Source organism: Gynuella sp. (assembly GCF_050297175.1).
GTDB lineage: Bacteria > Pseudomonadota > Gammaproteobacteria > Pseudomonadales > Natronospirillaceae > Gynuella.
Genome location: NZ_JBNKSF010000006.1, coordinates 23158 through 49912, shown reverse-complemented (window position 1 = coordinate 49912; position 26755 = coordinate 23158). Strand labels below are relative to the sequence as shown.

Genomic DNA, 26755 nt, shown 5'->3' with positions numbered 1-26755 from the left:
GGGAATAAGTTATTCAATCAAGGGAGTCTGTTATGCAGCACCATATGACTTTTATTCGGCGAATGCTGTCTTTTTTATTTGTCCATAAGCGATCGCTGTTTTATTTGCTTGTAACCATCATCAGTATTCACGTCCTGTTACTGCTGGCAGGGAAAATCTATCAGCATCTGGATCGAGACCCGGACCGTGGCGCGATTGCCATCGCAGATGGGGCATTTGGTGAGAGCTACAGCACTCCCATATATTTAGAGGATGATGAAAGCACTGCTGTGGATGAAAGCCAGGGGTGGTCACCCTCAGACAGTCTCTGGTTTTATAATATTACCCAGGGTTCGGCTCTATTGCCTTATGACTTTTATCTGAGTCTGGAGAGTGCTGATTCAGAGGAAAAGCTGCGCTCCAATCGCATCATCGATTACTACCGTTATTTGCCACAGAAGAAAACCTTTTTTAACCCGGACGCATTGGCTGTCGGTTTTGTCAAAGATACTTACCAGGGTAAGGATTATATGGGCTTTACCTGTGCGGCCTGTCATACCACTCAAGTCAACTATCAAGGCCAGGCGGTGCGAATTGATGGCGGCCCGGCCATGGCCAATATGGTCGGATACCTGACCGCGATTGAGAAGGCACTCCATCAGACACGTTCAGATCCTCAGAAAAAGGCACGGTTTATTAAAGCGGTGCTGGCACTGTCGAATGACTATAAAAATCAAGAAACTGTGGAGGCTGATCTGCAAAAATGGACCCATACCATTCAACTGTATAACACGGTCAATCATAGCCATATTGATTACGGCTACGCCCGGCTCGATGCATTTGGCCGAATCTATAATCGGGTGTTGCAGTATGTGCCGAACAGGCAGGATGTCTATGATATCTTGACCCAAACCACCAGCCCTACCGGTCGCTACCTTATTTCTGATGACCAGGCTAACAAAGTACTCGATGGTATAGATGAGACCATCATCGGCAATGATCAGTTTGCGTTGATCATTCAACGATTAATGTCGAATGAAGCAGGCTATCCCGGCTTGACCCAGCGGCAAATGCTGATCGTTCGTAACGCTCTGTTTAACGAACCCGATGCGCCGGTCAGTTATCCGTTTCTCTGGGATATCGTGCGTTCGGATTACGTACAATGGAATGGGCTGGCTGCGAATTCTGGCATAGGCCCGCTCGGCCGTAATACCGGAGAAGTGATCGGAGTTTTCGGCATCCTTGATTGGACCGCCAAAGATCCCGGTTTCAGTATTTCCGCCTATCTCAGTGGCCAGAGACATAAGCGTAAACAGGTTGACTTCAAACACTCTATCGATCTGGTGAACCTGAAACGTATTGAGAACCACCTCGGAACATTGAAATCCCCGCTCTGGCCGGAAACAGTATTTGGAAATATTGATGTAGAAAAAGCCAGAGCCGGACAGAAGCTTTACGGCAGATACTGTGAAAGCTGTCATCAGATCATTGACAGAAACAACGCCGACCGGATTGCGATTGCCAAAATGACATCAGTAAACAGGATTAACACTGATCCAGCCATGGCAGACAACAGCGTCTCCTATCAAGGGAAGTCCGGCAACTTTGTCGACACATTCCAGGCCGCCGGAGTTGGCAATGTTATCATCGCCGCAGATGCGCCCGTGGTACAACTGTTAACATCGGTCACCAAGGGGGTTGTTGCAACACCCGATCCGGATAAAAATATCTTTCGGCGTTGGGGAGACTGGCTATACACGCTGACCGGTTCTTTTTTTACCAACCCAATACGCACCAGCAGTGTTAAAGCCGGCAACTATGACCCGGATACCACCGCTAATCCCTATGCATCATTGTTGTCCTACAAGGCCCGGCCATTGAACGGTATCTGGGCGACAGCTCCATTTTTGCATAATGGCTCCGTGCCATCGCTCTACGATCTGATGTTACCTAAGAAACAACCGGGAGATCCTGAAGATGGTGAATACCGCCCGGATGAGTTCATGGTCGGCAGTCGCGAGTTTGACCCGGTAAAAGTCGGTTTTCGCACTGACGGATATGATGGCACATCCATGAAAACCATTCGTGTGGGAGATCTCAATAGCGGCCACGAATACGCTGCCGGACACACGCCACAACCCGATGGCTCACTGCCACCTGCACTGACGACAGAACAACGCTGGCAACTGCTGGAGTACCTGAAAACGCTATGATAAATCCAAGAGGATTTGAAGAACCTCGGAAAGTACGGCAGCTTATATAATGAGGCCCGGTTCAATCCTGCCGGCAAACAGCCGTTGCTGTGTTCCAGCGCGGCGAAATGTTGTAAGGAACAGTGAGTTTGCCGGATACATGCAGTATCAGAAGGTCACCGGAACAGTGTAAGCAGATAACAGATTCAGGCTGCCATCGCCTAATCCATTTCTACCTTGCTCTATAGAATGAGTACAGCGCTTGGGTTTGGGTTTGCAATGGCACTAGCCTGGTCTTCTACCTGAGAATCTCTGCGGTGACCGATGGCCCGTTAAGAGGCACTGGTATGTTCCCTAGTTAGTGCCCATCCATAAACACATAACCCATTGATATTATTGATAAATATTTCTTACAGGCATAAAAAATCTTTTTAGTATTTGATAGAGTTTAATCACCACAAAAAACACAACACTTGATGATTGATCATCTGAATAGACAATCATCCATGTCTTTGCTCCCATTCCTGTTCCTTACTCAGATTAAAACGTAACCATTCCGCATTAAAGGGAACGAGAATCAGTATGTGGGCCTTGAGGGGTTGCGGACGGCTTTTCCATTTTCGGTTCACCTTTTAACGGCCTTCTGGCGTACCGGACATAACTGAATATGCTGTTGGAGTTCTTCCCTTTCCGTAATCAGGACGTTCTGGACGCGGACTTTTACTACGTGTTTTTCCTGGCATAAATGTTCCTCGATTAGAGGCCTTACGAACACTTCAAGTGGGAAGTTAACGCCCTTGTACACGGGCGAAAAACGAACGCCAGTGAATTTTGAATCCAACCCCCGGGACGGGTTGCATGCTAGAGCCTGTTAGGTAGTGATTTCAGCACCAAAACTGTAGCTTTCCAGCTTCTTTCTTACGAGCTTTGCTAGTGCTTTGTAACGTTCAGCTCCGTTTTTCGGCGATTTATCAGGCCTTACGAAAGCTGAAGGTTCTTTAAGCTCTTCACTTTCCCAGAATTGATCGCCGGTCGAATCAAATGGCGTACCATCGGGTAACTCGTTTGAATAATGAAAGCCAACTTGATCTTCACCCACAAATACCTTCCATAGGACTAATTTACCACCAAAATAGTCGTTAATTATTAGCGAGGAAATTCCACATTGCCCTCGACTTGGATTGGATGGAGTCCAATTTTCTGGCTCCTCAGTGCTTTCTAAAGACCAGCTGTCCTGAAGCGCTTTTAATACATCATCTGGGCTTGGTTTCATACGTACTACTTTCAGTTCCTTAGCTAACACCTCAATAATGGGCCAACCAAAGGGAGCTCCATTCGTGAAGAGTCATTGATTGATTTGTTAGAGTGCGTTCTCGAATTCATGGAGCACATCTTCATTTATTGGCGTATTACTTATAAAATTCTTCCAATTCCACCCTGCCATATGAGACGTATAAAATTTCTTAGATTTAACAATTCTTTTCCATCTCGCATAAGGTAGACATTTTCTAAAGGGGCTAATCAATATATTTAATTCTTCTTCAGAAATGTCGTTTTCCCAGTCATTTATAGGAACTTCAAAGCATGGAAAATTAACGACCTTCAGGTTTTTAATTCTTGAAGTAAGATAATCATAGCTACGTATCTCTACTCCATAGTCATGTGATTTTTGTAATCTCTTTTCATTGTTTAGTAGCACTTCATCACGCCTGCCGATAATAATTGTATACTTTAGTTGAGGCTTGTGAGTTGAATGAAAAGCCTTAGATGGGAATATTTCTTTTGCTTTGGAAAGGTTGTCACCGATCCACCTTTTCCAGTCTTCTATCTGTTGAAGCGCTTCTGTAAGCGCAGACGTCTGAATACCTTTTGAGGTAAACATTTTGTCATTTGGAGACTCAAGCTCAATTAGCTCGTATAGAAATCCATAACTCTCATTGTCTCTCATAACAACTAAGTCAGTGATATAGTCATCTCCTAGTTTTAGTCGAGAGACGACAGGGGCATCAGGATTGTCAAAAAACAGACTGGCATGATCACTAATAAATTGATGAACATCGTGCTCTGTACTTTTAGTGTCATTTATCAAATTTTCCCACTTGAAAATAATCTGATTAAGGACAGATCGTTTCACATCATTTAATTTTGACCAATCGTGCATTTTAACCTCTGTCTGATAGCAGCCTAACGAGGCTGTAGAAAAATTCTGAGATTTTCACATCTTCTAAAATTGAACAAAATACGACCTTCCAAATGCGCTTCTACGTGAATTCTATTCATAGCTTTCATCCTTAACTTTCTTCGAAATTTTACCTAAAGCGCGGTCGAAAAAACGCGTCCGAGTTTACGGCATTGTTAGGGCTGTACATTCTCATTCAACAAAAGCCATTTGAAAAAATTCACCCCTTTTGCCGAGAGAAAATAAAGACTCGGATTCCTTGGGTTTGGCTCTAAGATGCCGAATGCTCTAGCCTCCATAACACCTGGTGTTTCTGCTTTTATGTAGGGACCAGTTAATATTCTCGATTTATGCTTGATGAATTCATTGAGCTTGCCAGAGCTGATTATTTGTTCAAACTCACTATCGTCATTGTTGCCAGATTTGGATAACAGCTTTTGTTTTAATACTTGTATTTCCTTTTCCTTTTGGAATATCTCTTTTTCCTTGGACAGTAATTGACGCTGTGTTTCAACATCGCCACCTTGCAAGGAAAGATATTTCGACCAGATTGCAGAAACTAGCTGTCCGAGTTGAATCTTCGTGTAGCCCGTTGGCATTAAATGAAGAAGATCATCTGTGAGTTCTGGATACCGCTCACTTATTTGGGTATATGTTTCTTGTGAATCAAATATTGATATGATTTTGCTTAAGTCGAAATTATTTCCTTTCTTGCTTTCTTCTCGTAAAACATGCTTGATTTCTCTATCGACCCATGATGACTGTAGGGATTTCTGAGTAAAGAAGATTAATGCCACATCAGCTTTATCCAATCCATCTCGAAAAATTGATTTTCTTAGGTTGTCTCCCGGTACTATTTTCCTTTTATCAATCCATACATTTATGTAACAGTCTTCAAGATCTTGAACAATGGGTTCAATCAATGATTCTTTGTCTTCAGATGAATGGCTGATAAATACGAGTACTGATTGCCCCATTTGTTCATTGCCTCCTTAAAGACCTAACGCTGTTATAAATTTCCGAAAGAAGCGTAGCGTATTGAGGTAAATTTCATGACCTTGTTATACGGCTATATCACGCTCATCAATTTATTTACGATTGGCTGAAAATGCTGGGATGAATTTCTCGCTGTTGTGATATGCGCCCCGTTCAATCCATCTCTCGATGTACAGTCAAATACTGGCTTTTTAGCTTCAAGCGAATATGGCACTAAGCTATGTAAATTTGGAATTTTTCCAATGTTCCAATTGTTATCTCCCCAGTCATGCACCTGTCGTAGAGGCTCAAGAACATCGATAATATTTTCTTTTACTGCGCTTTCTATTTGACTTCCGAAAATAGACCAACCTCTCGTCATCCCTTCTGCATTTCTACGAACATTATGCTGCTGCATAACATAACCAAGAAATGTTGGAGCACCTTTCGGAAGATCAATAGTGGATGTCGATGCGACATTACATTGATCCCAATCTTTTCTCCAAACAGCTAATTTCTCACCCAGGTTTTTAGTACCCCGAATAGAGAATAGGTCAGGAGACATTGGAACAATAAAATAATCACTTGCGGCTAACACTGATCGATTTAACGCACCAAGATTTGGCCCCAAATCCAACATCACTACGTCAGCGTTGATTTTCTCCGCGGCCCATTTGATATAACGATATATAGCAGATTGAACACGTAACGCCGGTGCAGCACCCCCCTTAGCGCTACTCCATGTATCACCCAAAGAATCTTCAAAGTTGCTCAACAAAACATCACCCGGAACAATGTATAGGTTCGGATAATCTTTTTTAACTAAAGTTGGTTGCCTCTGTCTAACGTCTCCCAAGCCTTCATATACAAGTTCAATAGCATTCCAAATACTATTTCCTCGTTCAGTGTTCCAGCTTTTCTTTAATTCGCTATCTGACAGTGCGTAGGACGACAAATTACATTGACTATCGAGATCGACCAGAAGAACGGTTTTTCCTTGTTTTTCTAGAAGGTGGCCAATGTGATACATGTAGGTTGTCTTTCCTACTCCACCTTTATTATTAAAAATACTAATTATCTTCATGATTACTCCGTATCATCTTTTGCCGTATAACGTCTTTGTACACTGGCGAAAAACGAACGCCAGTGAGTTTTGAGTCCAAAGCCCGGAACGGGCTGCGCGCTACAATTTGTTATATCTAGCTTTACTCAATTACCTTGTAAGGACAGTTATCATCCCATTTATGTCTTAAGTGATCAGGCAGCATAATCTTCATATTTGTTGGACTTAGATTCCTAATAGCCCTACTAATTTGATTCAAATGAAAACTACAATGCAATGAATTGTATGCATGCATTAGTATCAGGCTTTCATCTATGGATTCCAGTAACTTCAAGTACTTCTTTTTATATTTTTCTTGAGAGTGAAATAGTCCAGAATAAAGAACCGTATCTACAAGTTGCTTGCTAGTCTCGATGCTACCTTCATAAGTATCATATAGGTAAACCTTATGCTTAAGACTTTCTTCCCAACTATTTGCCATGAACTCAAAGAACATTTTCACACACTTGTTTTCAATGTTTGCAGCTAAGTAATTACTGAAAGAGTAGATACTTAAACATTCTTGCCGCATATAAAATTGCCTAAGCAACCCCATAAATGCTGAAATTTGGTATTTAGTTACTTCGGTTCCAGAAACTACCCATCGTTCACCTGAGCGCATTGCGCCAATTGAGGAAAACATTCGGCCTTCTATTAGGAGCAGTTCAGAAGCAGCAACAAACTCATCTTTTATAAACCAAAACCTTTCCTCAGATCCACTTATTGAGTTTTTCATTTTTGGAAATGTAGTTCCAGTTATATCAAATTCAGTTTGAGCATCTCCACTCATAAGACTTTTCCTTGGGTACAATTTAGATATAACGCCTAAAACTGCCGACACGACAGTGGTCCGCAGATTTGTATTGTTAGAACTGGCATGACAGGGAAATTGCTGAACTTTAAATCACAATTACCGCCGGACTTAGCCAATTCCTGATTACCTGGCACCCAACGACTGGAGTTAAATGCCACCTGATTTTACCTGTGCACAGTCCCAGGTTTGCCGGTACCACGGAATGCTCACTTACAAAGTGAGGAAACAATTCTAACGCAAGGTAAGGGGCGTGTGAATCAACGCGTCGCATATCCCGCGTAGCTGGCTTTCTGCAGCCGGATTGAACTTGACAGTCTTGTATGTGCTCTTTCTCAATAAGTCAGTCCAAGCCTTTCAATAACGGCTTCAGATCTTTCAATATTTAGCGTAATTCTAGACTCCAGCTTCCCCATAATAAACTCATGCCTTTCTTTTTCATTCACGCCAAAAAGGTCTAACTTATCCAGCATAAACACGACGAAAAGAGATCCCAGCCCAGAAATCATCCCAGCTAGAACCATTGAAATAGTATCGGCAAAAGGAATACCGTTTAACATAGCAGAAATTGACTCTCCTGTCATAATACCACCAGTGACAACCACTCCTGTTGCTAACACTTTAGTTGCTTCATGAGCAGCTTCTTTAATGGAAAGCCCTTCGGGTGGAAGTATGAGAGTTTTGATAGCCTTAGATAAAGATAAGAACCCTTCTCGAATAAGGCGAACTACGTTTTTTCCTGTTCTAACAAACATATTAAGTAACGCTGTTACAATAGCTGAAACAAAGCCAGAAAGAGCACCGGAAGCAAAAGCACTGGCGACATTTTTCCACTTTTCAAGTAGCTTTTTCTTCACATTATTCATTCTTATTTTTAAGGCTTCGATCCAATCGATATTGTATTCTCCATTTTTAAATCCATTCGCTAAAACATCTTTCACCTCTGCAAAAGTGGCAGAAATTAATTCAGCTAAGAGCTTGCCTAGAGCTTGCTGCAACCCTTGGTTAGCTCCAACTTTGATACCATCTTGAGCAGCTTTTTGCGCTACAAATACTGTCTTTTCAACTTTTCCTGATGGAACATACTTTTCAGCGGCCTTTTCCGCTCTAGCATGAGCAGCATTTGTTCTTCTCTTATCTAACTTCTCATTTGTCTCAGAAAATTCTTTGAGGTCTTTTTCCCTTTTTGAACGATTAATAGCCTGGTTAGTAAACCCGTGGTTATCTGAATCGGCAGCAAATTGTCTCTTTTCTGAATCAGAAAGCATAAAACCACCGCTATCATGGAAATTATTTAGTGATTTAATGTGATCCAGATCCATTTCAGAAGCATGATGAAATTCCCCAGTGTATGTATCTTGAATTTTTCCATCGTGAGTCATTGACTCTTTTTTTAGCTTTTCTCGCTGGGTCCTAAATGAATCACCTTCTCCTCCTACACTCTTCGGAGATTTTGTATAGTTATCACGATCATAGATAAATTCTCTATCCAAATCGCTAAGATCTGAACGACTTAGTTTAAGTGGGCTAAGTAATTGATCGATTAAGACCTCCTTGCTGGATTCAAATAGGATATCGTATTTATCCTTACTGAATTTTTCATCAAGAAGTTCCAGTGATTTGGTTACCTCTGAGCCTGATACTTCCAGATCGTAAACCGGACGTTCTGTTTTAAAAAACTCCTCAATAAACCTATGATCCACCTCCTCTGATAGCAACTGCTTAGCCAAGTCAGAGGTTGCCATTTCTTTAATATGACTTTTATTGGAATAATTTTTTCGAGTTAACTGGCGTTTTTTAAACCGTTCCGATCTACTATTCATGATAATTCCTTTATTAGGCTACGACTAATTCATTCCACGCCTGTTGAAATGCTTTTTCCTTTTCATGGATGCGTCCATCCGCATGCATCACCACTGCAATAATTTCATCAAATAGGGCATATGAATCTAAGCCAACTTTTTGACTAAGCTCGAATGCAGTTTTTATATTTGGTGGATTAATAGCCATTTTTTCAATTTTAGATTTGATATGAGAAGGCAATTTACTCGACGCGATACCTGCAATGAATTCGTCTATTTCCTGGCGCTCCTCTGGTGCTATCTCACCATCGCAAACCGCACAAGCAAGCCCAACTGCTTCCATAGCAATGAGTAGATTAAAGTAATCTTCTGTTTTACTAATTCTGCTTTCAGCTTCCTCAAATGCAGATGCAAGTTTTTCATATTTTCGGTCACATTTTACCGCTTCTCGTCGTGCACCTCTTCTTTCCGCTCGCTCTTCGCTATCATCTAAAGCAGAAGCTACACCTCCAGCCGCTGCACCAGCACCAGCAGCAATAGCTGCTCCAACAGCTGTAATCGCACCAACAGGCCCAGCGACAGGTAGCGCTACAACACATGCAACACCAGCAGCCGCTCCACCTAAGACTTTCCAAAAACTCATAAAATGTCTCCTTTTGATTTAGCTACGAAGTACTCCGCAGAAAATAATGCCTAAAGCTGCGGACACGACAGTAGTCTGCAGCTTTGTATTGTTAGAATTAGCATGACCAGAAAACCGCTAAACTCTAAATAACAATTGCCAACGTTTTTTTGTCATTTTTGTTCACTTACATCCAATTTGTGATTGGCAAATACGCATACTGAAAAATAGCTTATGGAGGGATTTTTTGTCGATCCAATATCTCGTACTTTGGGAGGATTTTGTAATTCTAACGTCTAAAACTTCGGACACGACAGTGGTCCACAGCTTTGTATTGTTAGAATTGGCATGACGGGGAAACTGCTGAACTCTAAATCACAATTTCCACCGGACTAAGCCCACTGCGCGAATTGCAGGTTTTTGGGCTGAGGTTTACAAACTTGTTAAGCATTCAGAGTGAAACCCAGTCAAAAAGATGTGACTCACCGATCAGCTCATACATGAACTTCAATTTTGACTTCGCCCTGTAAGTTGCTACATCTTTCTTAGTTTGTGCTTCTTCTGTGACAACTACTTTAAATTCAGTTCCACTCGTACATGAATCAGCTTCACTAAATCCTGATTATCCTCAGGGCCAAAATCACAATTAGGCGCCAATCTCCCCCAACAAAAAGGAACCTCTTGGATTTTTATTTCTGTGAGCTTAGCTGTCGGTATTAACTTCATATAAGAAGCAAATTTGTGTTTAGCTGTGAAGCAGTGTTATTGGATGCTTAACGCCTACATATAATGCATTCTGCGGCATAGCCGCGAACATAATGTTATTGTTAGGCATTTTTCATAATGCTTTTACCAGAAACCTTTTCTCGGAAACAATTTCGTTCTCACGCTTTCCATGAAATGTATTCCTGCCAACCATTTTCTTTAAATTGTTTTCAACAATAAAGATATAAGAACCGGTGTCAAATCCTTTCCCATTAGCATCCTCAAACATTAGGGTGAGCTGATGGCCTGATATAGAACCATGATAAATAAACTTACGATTTGACTCCTTACCATCTCTAGTCACTTTTCTTATACTTGTACCGGTAACAATTCGGCCTTTTTGCTCTAACTCTAATCTTCCAGACTTTACTTTTTTATAGTCTTGTAATTCATACACATCCCAAGACCCAGAAATAGTAATACCATCGTATAAAAACTTATTTATGAAGCTTGGTACGATCCACTTAACAGTTACAATATAGATAAGTGTTGCAACTAGACTTGAAATTACCCCTAGAAGAAAATTCAGCACTAATAATTGTCCTCCATAGATTGATGCCTCGCATACTTACGCAGTGTTTAGATTGGATTGCCATGCAAAAATGAGTGGAACGAATGCACTACAGGCTGCAAAGGCCACTGCACCAAGTGCTGCAAATTGTTAGGCTTTACTTGCATTTATTTGTAATATTGCCCAATTAGATGATGGATTAACGGTTTTAAGGTATTTTTATCTGTAAGTTCGAAGTGATCAAAAATTGCTTCTACTCCCGATTGAGTATCAGTAGCTATCTTTAAGTCAGATAAAGAGATGTAAGCTTTTCCTCCACCATCTTTGACCGAGCGAGCGATTAAAGGCCCAATATTACCGCATGGTATATGTAACGGCCCTTTTGAGCTGGACAATATATCCAGGTCCACTCCTGTGCGGGGAGTAACAACTACGGTTTTTCTATCTGAGCTCATTGCAATTGTGCCTTTTTAATTTTGGTCGAAACTCAAGCCTAACAGTTATCCCACGTCATCAGATAAAATACCCAGAAGACGCTTTTTCCTGAACCGCCAAACTCACTCAGTATCCTCAGCTTATATCAACATAGGCACCTCCCCCATTTCTGTCAATTTCACTCGCCGAATATCCGGATACTGAGCCTCAAAAGCTCGATGATTTGTGGCCTTCATTACATAAAACAGGAGTTATTTTATACATGCTGTTTATGAACTTTATGGATATTCTTTTATGGCCCGCTGATTAACCGTCAATCCCGAATGCCGTCGCTACTTTGCGGTTAACTGTTTCAATTCGTTTGGGAAATCCGTTGATGTAGTTCTTCATTATTTCGCGCAGTTGTTTATCCATTTTATTCTGGTCACGGTACATACTGATTTCCGACTGTAGATTGCCGCAGCTGACCATGTCGATAAAATCTACCGTCAACGGTATTGTATGGATCGCTTCATAATGTTTTACGTATCCGCATCGGGGGGCATTGTATCTGGTCCCATCGATCAAATTCAGGTAGCCACCATCGTCTGATTGCAGTAAGTCATATGAGCCGGAACGGACAGAGAATGTAATCCCTCCCAAAACTTCCCTGGTGGCGTCATGAAATGACCAGCCATCGTTGCGGGAATTGAGCAGGCTGAGTTTGTTTTTATCGGGGGCTTCGTTGACGATGACATAATAGTCGGGAACCCATGGCCGAAACTCTTCTACAAATACATGCACCTGCTCAGATGCAACTTTAAGGCGTTTATACTCACTGGACACCCATATTTTGCTGTCCGTGCTGATGTAGTGCTTCTCAAACGCTGGACCTGGCGCTCGGATCTCAGTGTCGGGTAGAGAAGTACAAGCTGAAATACATAAGACTGTTGCTATGGTGAGTAATCGATTCATATGGATACCTAAAGAATTGTATTTGTCAGAGTTCTATCATAATTATACGGCGGAGCACAAAAAGGACATCTAAAAAATTGCTGGGTCAGAAAGAAAATATCTGGTTTTTTAGCTGGTAGCTGGTAGCTGGTAGCTGGTAGCAATTCTATTTTTTTGGGGGGGGGAACAAGTATGGCCAATATATCAGTAGAACTTGATGGAACTTTAGAGGATGGAAAGTGTTTCTTTGTGATTGAAAGTCAGAAGATAGGAAGTGACGCATATACATATAATGCAAAATCGGTTCTCTTGGATTTGGCTTCTTTTTTTAAGAGGCTGGTTACTGTTTCTGACTCATTAATGAAAACAGATGCTTTGGCCATTATTAAAACGATTGATGATATGGAAAATAGTGGATTGTCTGTTGATTTGGTTGATGAGGTTTCGTTATTAAGGGATCGAATGATTTGCTTCAATGGTAGTTATATGCTCGATCCTTACTTGTTAATTTCATTTCAAAATAGAGAACAAGAAAGAGTTATCGTCAAAGGTGATAACTGGATAGTGGATGGTTATTTTCATCAACATAAAACTGTTGAAGAAATTAATCGTTGCCTGGCTTGTGAATCATCAGGGCGTTGGAGCAAGTGATTCATTTGTTATGGCAGGTCGGCGGGCTGGCTTCGGCCGGGCCGCGTTTGTGTAGGCGGCTGTTCCTGGACCTCGTCGATCTGCCCCCAAAAGCAATATGAATCCCTGTGAGGGGGCAAACACCATACAATCATAGAGGAGTCATATGCCATGATGACAGAACTATCCCCTAATTTTCCTACCATAGTGAATTCTCCCCAATTAGAGCTGATCCGTCAGGATCTGAGCGTCATGATCGCCACGATTAACGGTGGTCAGGCGATTGCGCTGGAACTGGCTGAATCCGACGATGAAACCACCGCCAATATTGCCCGAGCGGCGTATGGATTTTTGGATTATCTGAGCATCAGGATGGACGGTATTTATTCCGACTTGGGAAACCTCAAGTAACCGCAATTCACCTGAATGGGGTCATCAAAACCATCCATCGGTACATGCTCAGAAAAAGCAGTTCAAGCCCGTATTAACACGATTGAATATCAGCTTGATAAAATGCTGTCCACCCTTAAACATTACGAAGTGATCAGCTCAATTTTGTTATCATCCGGCAATAAATACCGGGTTCAGATCGGCTACATGCTGTTGAGTCTGATTACTAATATGAGTCGCCGTACAAGGGACGTTCGGGCCGCTGTGGAGTGTGTTAAAAATCGGGGCGATTAGCGAGGTAAATGTTTGTCCGCTGCCTGAAAAGTAGTATTCGAAATGGCCGCCTTTTTTTCAGAATTCCCCTGGGATTTTTTCAGTTTCATGCATTATGCGAGTCAAAACTTGATGGGTTTTTCTGTGCAGCTGATTTCGAATGGAATTTTGAGTTGTCTGTAATTACTTTAACTGAACATCCCTGTCCTATACTCAGGTTTCTTCCCCTGAATATAAAATAGTATTTGTCATATCACTTGTCTGATTCAGAAAAGCGGTCCAGTTGGTTATCTGCCGCTATAAATCATTTACCCATGCCAATAAATCAGGCCCCTTTGTGCTCACAAAACCGTTTCAGACCCTGGTTCATTTGCATAAATCCGTCGGCGGCATTCTGTGCCAGTTTTGCCCACATGAATCTGATCAGGAATCCGCCATATTCTTCGCGGTTGATCAATCGGCAGCGGTGTTCTGAGATGCTTTCCAGTTCCAGCGAATGGGTGCCGGAGAAGATGCTTTTCAACAGGAATTTGCCAAACCAGCGGATGTTGTTGCCTTCTTCTACGGCAACAACACTGGCTTTGAAGTTCATTGAATCCTGGTTCGGGAATGTCACGCTGATGTGCAGTTCGTTGCCCACTTGGAGGTTTCCCTGGATGCGCGTCAGGAATGGATTCCACTGATGATAGGTGTCGAAATCGGTCAGCACTTTCCAAACGTCCTGAATTGAGGTATCGATTTCGATCTCTGTTCTGACTTCACGTCGCATTAAACTTACACCTCTGTCAGTAGAAACTGGTTAACATGATCCTGAGCGCCTTGCATGAGTTTATGTGCGATATCTGCAACATGCCGGTTGCGCCACGATTCCAGTGCAGTTCCCTTTACCCATTGGTTAAACGCGCCCAGGGCAGGACCACTTTGAACCTGATAATTGACCCGCTGGGATTGTTCTCCCCGCAATGCCATGCGGGTGCCGTGCACGAAGTACCATTTAAAAATCAGTGCCATTTTGTGTTTTGGAGAGCTGGCGGCTTTGGTGATTTCCTGTGGCCGGTGACGGCGGTAGAAGGCTTCTGTTTCTGCCCAGATCTCGCTGATTTTGCGGGCAAAGATCTGCTCTTCCAGTTTGCTGATAACCTCTGCTGGAATACTGTCGATGGCATCATAATTTCGATACAGCTCGTACAGTTTATTGGCCCGAACATGGAACAGTGTGCCTTTTTTCAGAACCTGAACTTTGGCACCCAGTTCGAACATGTCACCGGCAGGAACGATGGCCATATCCTGGGGCTGGGCTTTTTCGAGCATGTTCTTAACATCCTCACTGACACCGGCTTCCACGGTACATTGGTTGATGCTGCCGGTTACGACGAAGTCAGCCCCCAGCATAAACGCGGCGGCCAGCGCATGAGGGGTTCCGAGACCACCGGCGGCCCCTACCCTGACCGGGCACGGATATTCAAAACGACGGTTATATTCGTTCGCCAACAAACGAATTGCGGGGAACAGTACCGTCATCACCCCCTGATCGGTATGGCCACCGGAATCGGATTCCACACAGATGTCATCCGCCATGGGAACGTGTGCAGCCAATTGCGCCTGAGCGGGAGTGATCAGTCCCTGTTGCAACAGGGATTCGACTTTCTCTTTCGGCGGTGGCGATACAAAACGGGAAGCCACTTCGGGCCGTGAGACTTTGGCAATGATTCTGTTACGGCAGTGCGGTTTTCCATTCGGGCCATCAGTCAAACCGGCCACTCGGTAATACACCAGCGCTTCAGAAATACTGATGTATGACGCCGCTTCAATCACGGTAATACCATGTTTGAGGTACAACTGTATTAGCGCGGTTTCTTTTTCCGGTTCTTCAAAATTGCTGAGCATATTCATCCCAAACGGCTTATCCGCGCCGGCAGCCTGTTTGATTTTAACGATGCTGCGCTCCACTTCGTCAAACTTCATCCCGCCGGTTCCCAGAAAACTCAGCAAGCCCTGACGGGCCATGGCTATGACCAGATCGGCCGAAGCAATGCCTTTATACATGGCGCCGGCCACATACGGATGCCGGACCCGATAATCACGAAGAAATTCCTTACTACCCAAATGAATAAACCGCTCGCGCGAATTCATAAAACCCCTTCCTTTAACAGTTATTTCAACGCATTGGATCTGTAGCGTTTTAACAACGCCCAACAGATCACCCAGGAATACACCAGACCGGTCGCCAGACAGATCATGAATGAAGTTGTTTGTTCAGCCAGCCCGTATTGATAGGCTTTGATAACCCAGAAAAACGGAAAAACACCGGCAATCCAACTGAGTTTGCTCGCAGCAAAAAAATACAGTACCAGCATCGGCACCAGCAGCATGAAACCCGTGCTTTTCATCATCGCAAATCCTTCCAGGGTATTGCGGGCGATACCGGCAATCATGAGTGCCTGTAACGGAATCTGCCAGGCCGCCACACACACCAGCAGAAACAGATTGAAGGCATTCATAGATACCAGCCCCAGCAGCTCATGGACAAAATATGTCATCACGATGGCGATGATGGCGGTGATGGCAAAACGGTAATAGAGATAACGATCATTATTCAACGGCGTTACGGCAATGGCCCGAAAGACGCCCTGCTCTTTTTCCTCCAACAACTGAAACCCCAATACGATGCCCATGTTCATGGGGGTCAGCAAGGCGATGGCCAGGGTTGTGATCCAGGCGTATTGTTGTAGTGAGATATCTGGATAATGCTGTCCGCTATAGACCCAGGCAGCTTTGACGATTAATGCCGTCACCCAGGGCGCGATGTACATGAACACCATAAAGGAGTCGCTGACGATGCGCTTTGCATCGGTTTTAAAAATCTGTGTGATCACCATGATTAGTTCCCCGTCATTACTTTTGGATAGGCATAGCGCAACCACACATAAAATACTGCCAGCCAGAATCCTGATGTGACCATATTCACGATGGATATGCCGCCATACTGCGCATTGTCGGAGAACATCATGGTCAGCCCGAACGTTGGCATCAGATAAAACAGCGGATGGTAATAAAACTCGAAATAAGAAATATATGGCATTAACCATAATGGACTCACCAAACCGATACGAACGATGAGCCGACTAACATTGGGCGCATAGATGACCAGCAGGTAGCCGATGATGGCATAAATGGCAGAGTTCAAAGCGCAGATGAACAACAGCTTCAGTAGTTCTGTCCACGGCACATACAGCATCACAATCAGGCAGCTGATAATGGTGGTCACCAGACAAATCAGAATCACCCGGGTCCATATCTTGACCACAAACTGAAGCGGCGTCACGCCGAATGCCCACAGCACTTTCTGACGGTTTTCAAGCAGGTGCAGCCCCATACAGAATAATAACGCCACGGAGGCCACATCCATGGACAACACCAACCCCAGAACTTTTATGGAATAACTTTGCGGGATAAACGCCAAAACGCTGAACCAGAGTACGGTCACAATGGCCGCCACCACCAGAAAACCCGAGCGTGCCTGGAACAGAATTTCAGCTTTTGACAGAGCAAGCCACTGATTCATGTCAGACGTACTCCTGTCAGTTCGATGAATACCTGTTCAAGGCTAGCCTCCAGACTGTGGATGGTCTGAATATCATGCTGTTTCAGCAATTCAGCGAAATCTGCGTTGTGACCGATATCGGTCAGATCGAACACTTGTTTACGCACACTGTCCCGCTCTTTATACGTCACTTCCACCTGACCTTTACCGTACTGCTGTTTCATCTGATACGGGGAATCGATATTGCGGATCTCGCCGCCGGCGATGAAACCCACGGTGTCACACAATTCCTCGGCATCGTGCATGTTGTGGGTAGTGATAAAAATGGTAACGCCTTGTTCCCGCAGTTCTTTAATGTATTCCTTGAGCTTCATGCTGTTGGTTGGATCAAGTCCGGAGGTGGGTTCATCGAGGAACAGCAGATCTGGTTTGCCCAACAACGAACGGGCAAAATTAAGGCGCATTTTCATGCCTTTGGAATAACTCGAAACCCGTTTGTCCTTATCTTCCAGCAGCCCGACCCGTTCAAGCAGATATTCCGGTGAATTAGAGGTTGCATACATGGCTGCAAACAAGCGCAGGTTTTCCAGCGCGGTCAGCGACTCATAGTGATTGGGCAATTCAAAGCCCACACCGATTTTTTCGTAGAGGTTACGCCCCCAGTCATAGACTTCTTTGTCATGAATTTTTACCTCGCCCTGATACCCTTTAAGCAGTCCGCAAAGGATCTTCTGGGTGGTGCTTTTGCCAGAACCGGAAGGCCCAAGAAAACCAAAAATTTCGCCTTTGGAAATATCAAAACTCAAGGATTTCAAAACCTCTGCCTGTCCTGTCTGATAGGAAAAACGTAAATCTTTTACTGATATCATTAAGTTAGCTGTCCGTTAGGTAATTTGAATAAATGATGGTCTGTATCCAGCCCCTTTGCGCCATAACCAGATGTTATAACGCCTGACCTCTGACCATCGAGTATCGTTCCATTGAATCACGAACATGAGTGACAATACCTTTCGCGACAGCATCAACAGATTGGTTAATATAAAAGTGCCCTCCTGGCCAGGACCTGAACTCTTTCTGAATTGCAAAGAAACGATTCCAGCCGACCACGTCCTGTAACGGTGAATAACTGTCATCCGCTCCGCCCCATATCACAACAGGCATCATTAATGGCCGCTCCGGCTCACACTGATACGACTCAAAAATACGCATGTCGGTTTTGATGGCTGGTAGAAACAGCTCCATCATTGCCTCATTCTCTAGAATCTCTGCGGGAATACCATCGTAAATTTTCAGACGTTGCAAAAACTCCCGGTCTGGCAGATGTGACATAGGGTTGTGATTGGCAATATCCGGCGGACGGCTGGCCGACATAATGACCATACGTGGCAACATCTGTTTAAGCACCTGCAACCGCCGGCACAGAGCATGAGCCACTCTGCCTCCCAGACTATGACCGAACAGATACAGGGGTTTCTCGGTCAGCAACGGCAGGTACTCACAGATGTCTTCGATCAACTCGGCCACCGACTGACACAAAGGCTCAGAAAACCGGGTGCCATGACCCGGCATCTGATACACCAGCACATCCAAGTCATCCGGCATACGTTTTAGCAGGGGCTGATAGGCTGCTGCACTGCCACCGGCAAATGGAAACATCAATAACCGCGCGGCTGCATGATCGTTCGACTGCAACCGGAAAAAGCGGTTACGCATCGTTTTTCCGCTACTCATACGCCCAGAGATTCCCGCTGGTAATACCAGGAAAGCGGATGTTTCGGTTGCCGCACGGGTTGTGCTGGCGCGGCCGGCTGATCGCTGTTAAATACAGCTTTGACTTCGTCCAGTTTTGGCAGGGCTGCGAGTACCTGATCGAAATCCAGACCAAAATCGATAAAGCAGGCCACCTCATCGGTGCCGACGTTTTGCAGCCGACGGGCAAACTCAACACATTTGTCCACGGTGCCAAACATGGCCCGCTTTTCAAACATATCGTCAAATACAGCCTGCAACAGGATTTCTTTTTCCTCACTGCTGACCACCCGCGCCTGATTACCACTGATACTTTTGTCATCGTTGGTGGCTTTGACGAATTCAGACAGATACTGCTTCATCGGTTTTTCCACCAATGCTTTAACCTCGGCATTACTGTCACCCACAAACGTATGCACCGCTGTGGTCACGATGCCGGTGGCCGGATCAAGGCCGGCCTCTGCCCTCGCCTGCCGGTAAGCGACGATATTGCTCTCCAGCGCTTCCCAGTTGTTCAATAAGGACAGGATATTCAATCCCAGGCGTCCGGCATCTTTCCAGACTTCGGGGCTGGAGCTGGATACCAGCCATATCGGTATCTCGGTCTGTATCGGCCGTGGATGCACCGTCACTTGAGTCATTTCTCCATCTACACCTTTAAACTCCATGGCCTCCCCGGCCCATAAGCGTCGCAGATCGGCAATTCCCTGCAAAGTGATGGCTTTGCGGTCCTGGTAGTTTTCCGGAAAGAACACAAAATCACGTTTATGCCAGCCAGAGGCAATCCCGACACCGGTACGGCCATTGGACAGCTGATCCACCATGGCCCACTCCTCTGCCACTCGTACCGGATGATGATGCGGTAACACCACGCAGCCGGAACGCAGATGCAGCCGGGTGGTTGCCTGCGCCAGCGCGGCAGACAGCACCGAAGGATTGGGAAAGGAGCCGCCAAATTCCTGAAAGTGACGTTCTGGTGTCCACAACGCCTGGTAACCATGTTCATCTAAGTAACGTGCGGCATCGGTAATAAAACGATACCGCTGCTGCACAGAAAAGCTGTCTTCGGCCGAGAACACAAATCCACTGAATTCCATCGTCGACTCCTCGTTTATCGGTTTTGACCGGAAGACCGCGCAGAACGAACTTCTGCAATGTCATCCAGTATGTTTTTGGAAATTTCGATCAGTTTGCGGTCATGGCAGATGGAATAATGATCTGCCTCCACATCAATGATATTCATGCTGCCGTTCACGTACGGCGTAAACCCATTGGCGCGGTCCTCGACATTGATGCGTACCTCTGGCATGCCATAGATATTGTCTTTGGCAATAAACCCTTGTGTGGCATGGAACATCAGTACCTCGACGGAATCCGCCAACGGCTTCGGTTGATAGGACAATAACGCATCATTGTTGGTCAAAATGGTGTTGTAGTTGTTTTCCACCAGTTGGTAAATTTCGTGATAATTCAGATTGGTTTTGCCGGTCTGCAGGAAGCGACTCACCACATCGATCTGTTTATTCAGGGGCATGCCATCCACATGCTCCAATTTCAGTTCGGCATCGATCTTGAAGCGACGACCAAAATTATTGGCAACCAGCAACAGAGCCATGACATCAAAATTGTCCACTTCCACGTTGGAAATATCGATGGCATTAAAGGTATCGGTATTCGGCATAAACGAATCAATCAGGATAAGTTTTTCCACGTTTTTTCCCTGTGCCGTGAGCTGTCGGCACATTTCATAGGCCACCACTCCGCCAAAGGAATAACCGCCAATGATATATGGTCCTTCAGGACGTTCGGTCTGTATGCTTTCAATGTAGTGAGACGCCATCTGTTCAATGGTCGGCAGCAGGTGCAACTCACCTTCCACGGTAAACTGTTCGATTCCAAACACCGGACAGGCCTTGCCCAAATGGTGAGCCAGATTCAGAGTGAAAGACACATCACCAAATAAAGTATGCACCCAGAATGTCGGCGTTTGTGCGCCTTCGCGGTTTACGTATACCAGCGGAAAATCGTGTTGCTGGGATGGCGGCTGAACCGTGTAGATCTGCTGATACTGCTCCACCGCCAGCATGCTCAAACATTCTGTGGTATTTAGCCGCAGCACGATGGCCGGTGGCACCAGCACCTTGGCGAGATTAATTTCCTCAGCCTCGTAAGACAGCACGATCTCGCTGTCATGGGCATTAACCCAGACGGGTGGCTGATACTGTTGTAACAACGGCAGCAACAACTCAACAGTGGTCATCAGACTATCAAACCAGCCATCGAAAGCGGTTCGCGGCATCACGTCTTCAGCCATCCGCTGAATTTCGTGAATCAACTGCGCCTCCTTCAGGGTAGCCAGCTGTTCATTCAGACTGCCATTCCAAACCACGGAGCAGGTAGTGGCCAGTTCCGCCAGATATGCAGTCTGCTGCAATCCAGAAATGTTTTTGGGATCAATGAATTTCAGGTGAATGGCACTGTTCAGCTTTTGCTGAATGGTCTGCGCCAGACCGACAGAAAAACCGGCCATATGGCCTTTGGTGAGAATCACCAGCTCCTCAACCTCTACCACTGCGACACTATTCACGATCTCTGCGAACAGCTCCGTCACAGAACCAGGACGATCATTGAGATGCCACTCCAACCCGAACATCTGTACATCCTGGGAATGGTTCATCCAGTTCAGAGCCCAGGTCAGTTCGCCACTGATATCGGGTAAAAATAACCATGCGGTGTTACTGGCGGATGTGCCGAAACGCGTCAACCTGACGTTGACGCTTTGACGTTTACCGGCCACTGTGGGCGCTGCTGAGCGGTCAGCCTCGACCGCAGTATGTTGTTCGATGTAAGTGCTCAAACGCTCTATCGTCGGCTCTTCGATAATCGCCGACATGGCAATATTGTCACCATAATGCTGCTGTACCTTCTGCATTATGCGCAGGCCAATGATGGAATCGATGCCATATTCTGGAAATGGCTTATCCCCACTCATGGCATCACTGCTGATATCCAGCGCATCGCGGATAATGGTACTCAGCTGTTGTTCAATCTGCTGCCGGAAACTCAGCGGTGATGCCGGTTCCGGTTCTGTCGTCATGACCACCGTCGCCGTTGGCTCAGTCGGCGCAACGGTAACACTTGCAACTGCAGGAGCCGGCTGCCTGGATTCCACAGCGGGCACAGGTACCGGCGCAGCGACTTCGGGCGCACTTTGCCGGGCTGGCTCAACCGTTACCGGAGCAGCGGTACTGTCCGGTTTACCGATATTGTTCTGGTGACCGGTAATGTTCTGCTTGCCGGCCGTGCCCGGCCAATAGGATTTCTCGTCAAACGGCACCGCCGGGATGGAGATACGTCGGCCATCGTTCTGACACGGCAACGTAACCGGGACCTGACTGACCCACAAACGCGCCAGCTTATCCCAGTTCTGCTGCCGTACCACATTATCGACAACAGAATTCAAATCAGCCGGATCCAGCAACCGATTCAAGGTGGCCTGATCAGTACCACTGACATACACCCCGGCAGCATCGTGCCGGCCCTGCAGATAGCTGTCCATCGCTGCCATTAGTTCATGCACATCGCTGACGACACAGGCGAGCCGGCAAGGATCCTGGCTACGGGCACTTTGCAGAGTGAAGCAGACATCCGCCAGCCGAATCTGTTGTTGATGACTCAACCATGTCCTGAAGCGTTGCACAAAATTCCGTAACCGGGTGTCCGACAACGCGCTGAACGTGGCAATGCACGGACCTTCAAAGACACTGTGTTCGGGGATGTCCTGCACTGGCGCTTCCGTCACGATGACATGGGCATTAACACCACCAAACCCGAATGAACTGATACCCGCTGTACGTGCCAGCCCTGGCGCGGTACGCCAGTGCGTCAGAGACTGGTTGAGATACAACGACGAACGGCTTACGTCCACTAGCGGATTGATCTCCTCCAGGCCACTAATAGCTGGAATCAGCTGATGTTGCAGACACAGCACGGTTTTAATCAGCCCGGCGATGCCGGCGGCCGTTTCAAGGTGACCGATATTGGTTTTGACCGCGCCAATGGCACAAGGCTGATCGCTGTCACCAAATACATGTTTCAACGCATTAATCTCGACCGGATCCCCCAGCGCGGTGCCGGTGCCATGGGTTTCGATGTAGCTGATTTGATCGGCGGTGGTGCGGGCATCCTGCAACGCCTGATGGATAACTCGGGCCTGGGCATGTTGATTGGGGGCCGTCAGTGAGGTGGCCCGACCACCATGGCCAACAGCGCTGCCTTTGATGCAGGCATAAACGTGGTCTCCGTCTGCCAGCGCCTGCGATAAGGGCTTCAGCCACAACGCTGCACACCCCTCACCCCGGGTATAACCGTCGGCGCGGGCATCGAAAGTATGGCATTCGCCACTGGCCGACAGCATGCCGCTCTTGGCAAATGCCTCATGACCGGTGGAATCCAGAATCAGATTAACTCCACCCACCAGGGCCGATTGACACTCACCGCTGCGAATCGCCTGAACCGCCCGATGTACGGCCACCAGCGAACTCGAACAGGCCGTGTTGACCGGCTCACTCGGGCCATTGATATCCAGCAGAAACGAAATACGGTTGACCAACACACTGTGCACATTGCCGGTCGCCAGCAGGCCATCCACCTCTTCGCCACAGTCCAGCAGCAGTTGACCATAGCTGTTGGCACCAACACCGACAAAGATCCCGGTATCACTGCCCGCCAGTTGCTTATGATGATAACCGGCGTCGGCGATTACCTGATAAACGGTTTGCAGCATCAACCGGTGCTGTGGGTCCATCAACCGCGCTTCACGCGGGGAAATCTGGAAGAAATCATTATCGAACTGATCGATATGATCCAAAAAGCCACCGCTGTTATAAGTGGTGCCGGTTTCGTCCACCCGGATGCCACTGGCATCAAAACGACTGTCAGGGATGGTGGTCACCAACGTATCACCACTGAGCAGGTGCTGCCAGAAGGCTTCAAGGTCCTCACTGCCGGGAAATCTGCCCGACATACCGATGATGGCAATATCCCGTTCATCGGCCTGGTGTTGTGCCGGTACAGACACAGAGGATACCTCTGCGGCAGGTGACTTAGTCGTCTCTGCAGTAGTCGGCTGTGGCTGCGTAACAGTCTCCTGGCCAGGTTGCTGATCTGCCAGCCAACGGCTCAGTTGCGGAATATTAGTGCATTGATAAAACACCGTGGCATCCACGTTCACCTGCAACGCCTGTTGTAGTTTCTCCGCCAGTTCGACATAGGAAATGGAATCAAAACCAAATTCCTCAAATCGCCCATCCGGCTCAATCTCAGCCAGCGGAATACTCTGTTGTTCGGCAATCAGGGTCATGATTGTCCGGGTAATACGGGATTGATCTGCTGCGTTCACCATGGGACTCGCTTGTTGAGAGGTTGAAAGAACAGGTTCTGAGTGTGATGGCCGACCGTGACTCTGCACCGATTCACTCGGCACAGACGTTTCCGGTGTTAACCAATAGGACTGCCGGGCAAATGGATAGCCTGGTAACGGTAGTACCCCGGGTACAGAACCGGAATAATGCCGTAGCCAATCCACGTCAGCCCCTGCCAGCCATTGTTGAGCATCCGCTTGCAGTGATCCGTTCAATGCCGAAACATCAGCCGGTGCAGATTGTTTTTGCGATAACCATGTTTCGGCCTGTCGTAATAGCTCGCCGACAGAGCCGGCTACAAACAATACCCGATATTTAAACGGACGCCGTCCCCGTTGCAGGGTAAAGGCGACTTTGGCGATATCCTGGATATCCTGACGCTGCAATCGTTCGCACAAGCGCTGTACCATCACCTGTAATTGTTCCGGTTTGCGCGCTGACAACGGAATCACCCGGTTGATATCGCCATGGTGACCCGTGCTAGCCATGGTCGCGGTTTCACTGCGCAGGATCAGATGGACATTACTGCCACCCGCAGCGAAGGCATTGATTGCGGCATAACGGGAACGGTCGGAATATTCCCAGTCGCGCAAGCGATCATTGAAATGACACTGTCGCTGCGCCAACTCGGGCGGCACCTGAGCACCAGGGCTGGGTAGCCACTGGCGATGTTCAAACTGCAGCAATACCCGGCTCAGCTGCGCCATGCCTGATGCTGCCTCCAGATGACCATACTGGCGCTTGACCGTACCGAGCATGGTCGGAGTACGCTTGCCGCTGACATCGACAAAACGGGCAATGGCCTCGCTTTCCGCTGCATCGCCGCGCACTACTCCTGTTGCAGATACTTCGAGATAATCAAGCCGGTCAATATCGATACCTGCACGCGCCAGTGCCTGCCCCATAAGAGCAGACTCGGCAGTGCTGTCGGGCGCGGCAAAACCGTCATGGGTCTGGCCTTTAAAATTACTGGCAGCAGCGACAATGACACCATAAATATGATCACCATCGGCAACCGCTTGCTGATAGGGCTTCAGTAATACCGCACCAGCCCCCTCTCCCGTCAGCATGCCGCTGTCAGCGTTTGAATCAAACGGATGACATTCCATGCCGTCTGCCAGCATGCGCGCCTGTTGCAGCCCCTGATGATGACCCGGATGCAGAATCAGATTAACGCCTCCGGCAATGGCCGCCGCACACTCACCGGAACAGATGGCGTCATACGCCAGTTTGACGGCAGACAACGCCCCGGAACAGGCACTGTCAACGCCCATGGATGGCCCGGTCAGACCAAGACTGTGAGACACCCGGTTAGCCAGAGCCCATAATCCGGACTCCGCCGCCACTGGTTTTCCCTGTGCCCAATAACCGGCCGCCAGTTGACCATAGTGCTGGTACATGGAGGCAATATAAACGCCGACCGCCGACTGGCCACCGAAGTGATTTTTGCCAGCCGCCAGGGTGTCCGGGTGATAACCGCCATCTTCAAGCGCGTGCCAGCAGACCTCCAGCATCAGACGCTGTTGCGGATCAAGCTGCGGAGCCTCGCGTGGTGAAATACCAAAAAACAGGCTGTCGAACGCATCCACCTGGGTCAGCCAGGTGGCGTAGTGGTCACCATTGTTGTGATCAGCAGAAATTCCACCTTCAGAATTCCGTCGGGCAGCCGGCATCGGTCCCCCCATGGGTCCGGCCTGACAAAGCTGCTGCCAGAAGGCCTGCGTGAGCGCACTCAGTTATCTTCGTCATGTCGAGGAAACCGGTGTTGTGCCTGAATATCTCGCCGGTCACAGTCTCGGTGAATACGTGGCATTATTCGCAGCAGGATGTTTCGATTTTATGAGTGGTCTGGAGATTGTGGCTGAACGCGGACGTTTAATGTCGGAAGTTTCCGGCGGCAGCATGTTTGCCATTGTCGGTCTGCTACCAGAAGATATTATTGATCAATTGAATCGACTAGCATTTGATCAACTGACCATTGCCAACTACAACGATCATTCCCAGACGGTGATTGCTGGTTATTGTCAGGATTCCCAAAAACTTCAGGACAGCCTGTGTGCAGCTGGCGCCAAACATGTTATTCCACTAAAAGTCAGTGCCTGTTTTCATACTCACTATATGAAAAGCACTGCGGAACAGTTGGCAGCATTTTTGTCCCGCTACCGGTTGTCATCACCGCGAATAAAAGTTATTGCCAATCTTACCGGTCAACCATATAAACCGAGTGATGATGTTGCTGATATGCTGGTCAAACAGGTTTACAGTCCGGTATTGTGGCTGCAGTCGATGGAATATGTACTGCCAAAAGCGGAAAGCTGGAGCGAACTGGGTCCTGGAAAGGTATTAACCGGTATCGTGACTCGCATTCAAAATTCTCTGACCAGCCATCCAATTGCCTGATCTCTTTTTTGTCCGCTCCTGAAATTCTATGGAGCGGACA

At 46.7% G+C, this 26755-nt stretch carries 23 protein-coding genes; 5 read left to right on the top strand and 18 right to left on the bottom strand.

Annotation, left to right across the window (positions count from 1 at the left end; genetic code table 11):
• Positions 1-32: 32 nt before the first annotated feature.
• Positions 33-2192: a di-heme-cytochrome C peroxidase gene (locus tag ACQY6I_RS00520; protein WP_428239512.1), complete on the top strand. Its 2160-nt coding sequence runs from the start codon at positions 33-35 to the stop codon at positions 2190-2192.
• A gap of 850 nt (positions 2193-3042) precedes the next feature.
• On the opposite strand, the gene ACQY6I_RS00515 is transcribed toward ACQY6I_RS00520, so the two are convergent.
• The 10 genes from ACQY6I_RS00515 to ACQY6I_RS00470 form a co-directional block, all read right to left on the bottom strand.
• Positions 3043-3444 carry a YunG family protein gene (locus tag ACQY6I_RS00515; RefSeq protein WP_428239511.1) on the bottom strand — a complete coding sequence of 134 codons (402 nt, stop codon included), beginning with the start codon at positions 3442-3444 and terminating at the stop codon, positions 3043-3045.
• Between the two features lie 87 nt (positions 3445-3531).
• Entirely contained in the window at positions 3532-4332 is an 801-nt protein-coding gene (locus tag ACQY6I_RS00510) for a Shedu anti-phage system protein SduA domain-containing protein (RefSeq protein ID WP_428239510.1), read from the bottom strand.
• Positions 4333-4526: 194 nt separating this feature from the next.
• Positions 4527-5327 (bottom strand): toll/interleukin-1 receptor domain-containing protein, encoded by an 801-nt coding sequence (locus ACQY6I_RS00505; protein WP_428239509.1) that lies wholly within the window; start codon positions 5325-5327, stop codon positions 4527-4529.
• 92 nt (positions 5328-5419) lie between these two features.
• On the bottom strand, positions 5420-6409 hold the full coding sequence (locus ACQY6I_RS00500; RefSeq protein WP_428239508.1) for a ParA family protein: 990 nt from the start codon (positions 6407-6409) through the stop codon (positions 5420-5422).
• A 121-nt stretch (positions 6410-6530) separates the two neighbouring features.
• The gene (locus ACQY6I_RS00495; RefSeq protein WP_428239507.1) at positions 6531-7217 is read right to left on the bottom strand and encodes a hypothetical protein; all 687 of its coding nucleotides are present in this window, start codon (positions 7215-7217) and stop codon (positions 6531-6533) included.
• A 356-nt stretch (positions 7218-7573) separates the two neighbouring features.
• Entirely contained in the window at positions 7574-9061 is a 1488-nt protein-coding gene (locus tag ACQY6I_RS00490; protein ID WP_428239506.1) for a hypothetical protein, read from the bottom strand.
• A gap of 13 nt (positions 9062-9074) precedes the next feature.
• The gene (locus tag ACQY6I_RS00485) at positions 9075-9683 is read right to left on the bottom strand and encodes a hypothetical protein (RefSeq protein ID WP_428239505.1); all 609 of its coding nucleotides are present in this window, start codon (positions 9681-9683) and stop codon (positions 9075-9077) included.
• A gap of 817 nt (positions 9684-10500) precedes the next feature.
• Positions 10501-10959, bottom strand: coding sequence for a hypothetical protein (locus ACQY6I_RS00480; RefSeq protein WP_428239504.1), 459 nt, complete (start codon positions 10957-10959; stop codon positions 10501-10503).
• A gap of 146 nt (positions 10960-11105) precedes the next feature.
• Positions 11106-11393: a hypothetical protein gene (locus ACQY6I_RS00475; RefSeq protein ID WP_428239503.1), complete on the bottom strand. Its 288-nt coding sequence runs from the start codon at positions 11391-11393 to the stop codon at positions 11106-11108.
• 286 nt (positions 11394-11679) lie between these two features.
• The gene (locus ACQY6I_RS00470) at positions 11680-12327 is read right to left on the bottom strand and encodes a hypothetical protein (protein ID WP_428239502.1); all 648 of its coding nucleotides are present in this window, start codon (positions 12325-12327) and stop codon (positions 11680-11682) included.
• A 171-nt stretch (positions 12328-12498) separates the two neighbouring features.
• On the opposite strand from ACQY6I_RS00470, the gene ACQY6I_RS00465 reads away from it, so the two are divergent.
• The 3 genes from ACQY6I_RS00465 (at position 12499) to ACQY6I_RS00455 (ending at position 13620) form a co-directional block, all read left to right on the top strand.
• Complete coding sequence (locus tag ACQY6I_RS00465) at positions 12499-12957, top strand: hypothetical protein (protein WP_428239501.1); 459 nt, start codon at positions 12499-12501, stop codon at positions 12955-12957.
• Between the two features lie 150 nt (positions 12958-13107).
• Entirely contained in the window at positions 13108-13347 is a 240-nt protein-coding gene (locus ACQY6I_RS00460) for a hypothetical protein (protein ID WP_428239500.1), read from the top strand.
• 15 nt (positions 13348-13362) lie between these two features.
• Entirely contained in the window at positions 13363-13620 is a 258-nt protein-coding gene (locus ACQY6I_RS00455) for a hypothetical protein (RefSeq protein ID WP_428239499.1), read from the top strand.
• A 304-nt stretch (positions 13621-13924) separates the two neighbouring features.
• On the opposite strand, the gene ACQY6I_RS00450 is transcribed toward ACQY6I_RS00455, so the two are convergent.
• From ACQY6I_RS00450 to ACQY6I_RS00415, 8 genes are all read right to left on the bottom strand, one after another.
• Positions 13925-14368, bottom strand: coding sequence for an SRPBCC family protein (locus ACQY6I_RS00450; protein ID WP_428239498.1), 444 nt, complete (start codon positions 14366-14368; stop codon positions 13925-13927).
• Between the two features lie 5 nt (positions 14369-14373).
• On the bottom strand, positions 14374-15732 hold the full coding sequence (locus ACQY6I_RS00445; RefSeq protein WP_428239497.1) for a PfaD family polyunsaturated fatty acid/polyketide biosynthesis protein: 1359 nt from the start codon (positions 15730-15732) through the stop codon (positions 14374-14376).
• A 20-nt stretch (positions 15733-15752) separates the two neighbouring features.
• A complete protein-coding gene (locus ACQY6I_RS00440; RefSeq protein WP_428239496.1) occupies positions 15753-16478 on the bottom strand; it encodes a hypothetical protein in 726 nt (241 codons plus the stop codon).
• A gap of 2 nt (positions 16479-16480) precedes the next feature.
• Positions 16481-17164: a hypothetical protein gene (locus tag ACQY6I_RS00435; protein ID WP_428239495.1), complete on the bottom strand. Its 684-nt coding sequence runs from the start codon at positions 17162-17164 to the stop codon at positions 16481-16483.
• On the bottom strand, positions 17161-18012 hold the full coding sequence (locus tag ACQY6I_RS00430; protein ID WP_428239494.1) for an ATP-binding cassette domain-containing protein: 852 nt from the start codon (positions 18010-18012) through the stop codon (positions 17161-17163). Before ACQY6I_RS00430 ends, ACQY6I_RS00435 begins: the two co-directional genes overlap by 4 nt.
• A gap of 73 nt (positions 18013-18085) precedes the next feature.
• The gene (locus ACQY6I_RS00425) at positions 18086-18874 is read right to left on the bottom strand and encodes a thioesterase II family protein (protein WP_428239493.1); all 789 of its coding nucleotides are present in this window, start codon (positions 18872-18874) and stop codon (positions 18086-18088) included.
• Positions 18871-19989 (bottom strand): MupA/Atu3671 family FMN-dependent luciferase-like monooxygenase, encoded by a 1119-nt coding sequence (locus ACQY6I_RS00420; protein ID WP_428239492.1) that lies wholly within the window; start codon positions 19987-19989, stop codon positions 18871-18873. Before ACQY6I_RS00420 ends, ACQY6I_RS00425 begins: the two co-directional genes overlap by 4 nt.
• A gap of 14 nt (positions 19990-20003) precedes the next feature.
• Complete coding sequence (locus ACQY6I_RS00415) at positions 20004-26051, bottom strand: beta-ketoacyl synthase N-terminal-like domain-containing protein (RefSeq protein ID WP_428239610.1); 6048 nt, start codon at positions 26049-26051, stop codon at positions 20004-20006.
• Between ACQY6I_RS00415 and ACQY6I_RS00410 the strand changes: the two genes are divergently transcribed.
• On the top strand, positions 26038-26715 hold the full coding sequence (locus ACQY6I_RS00410) for an ACP S-malonyltransferase (RefSeq protein ID WP_428239491.1): 678 nt from the start codon (positions 26038-26040) through the stop codon (positions 26713-26715). The two genes, ACQY6I_RS00415 and ACQY6I_RS00410, sit on opposite strands and share 14 nt — an antisense overlap.
• Positions 26716-26755 lie beyond the last annotated feature (40 nt).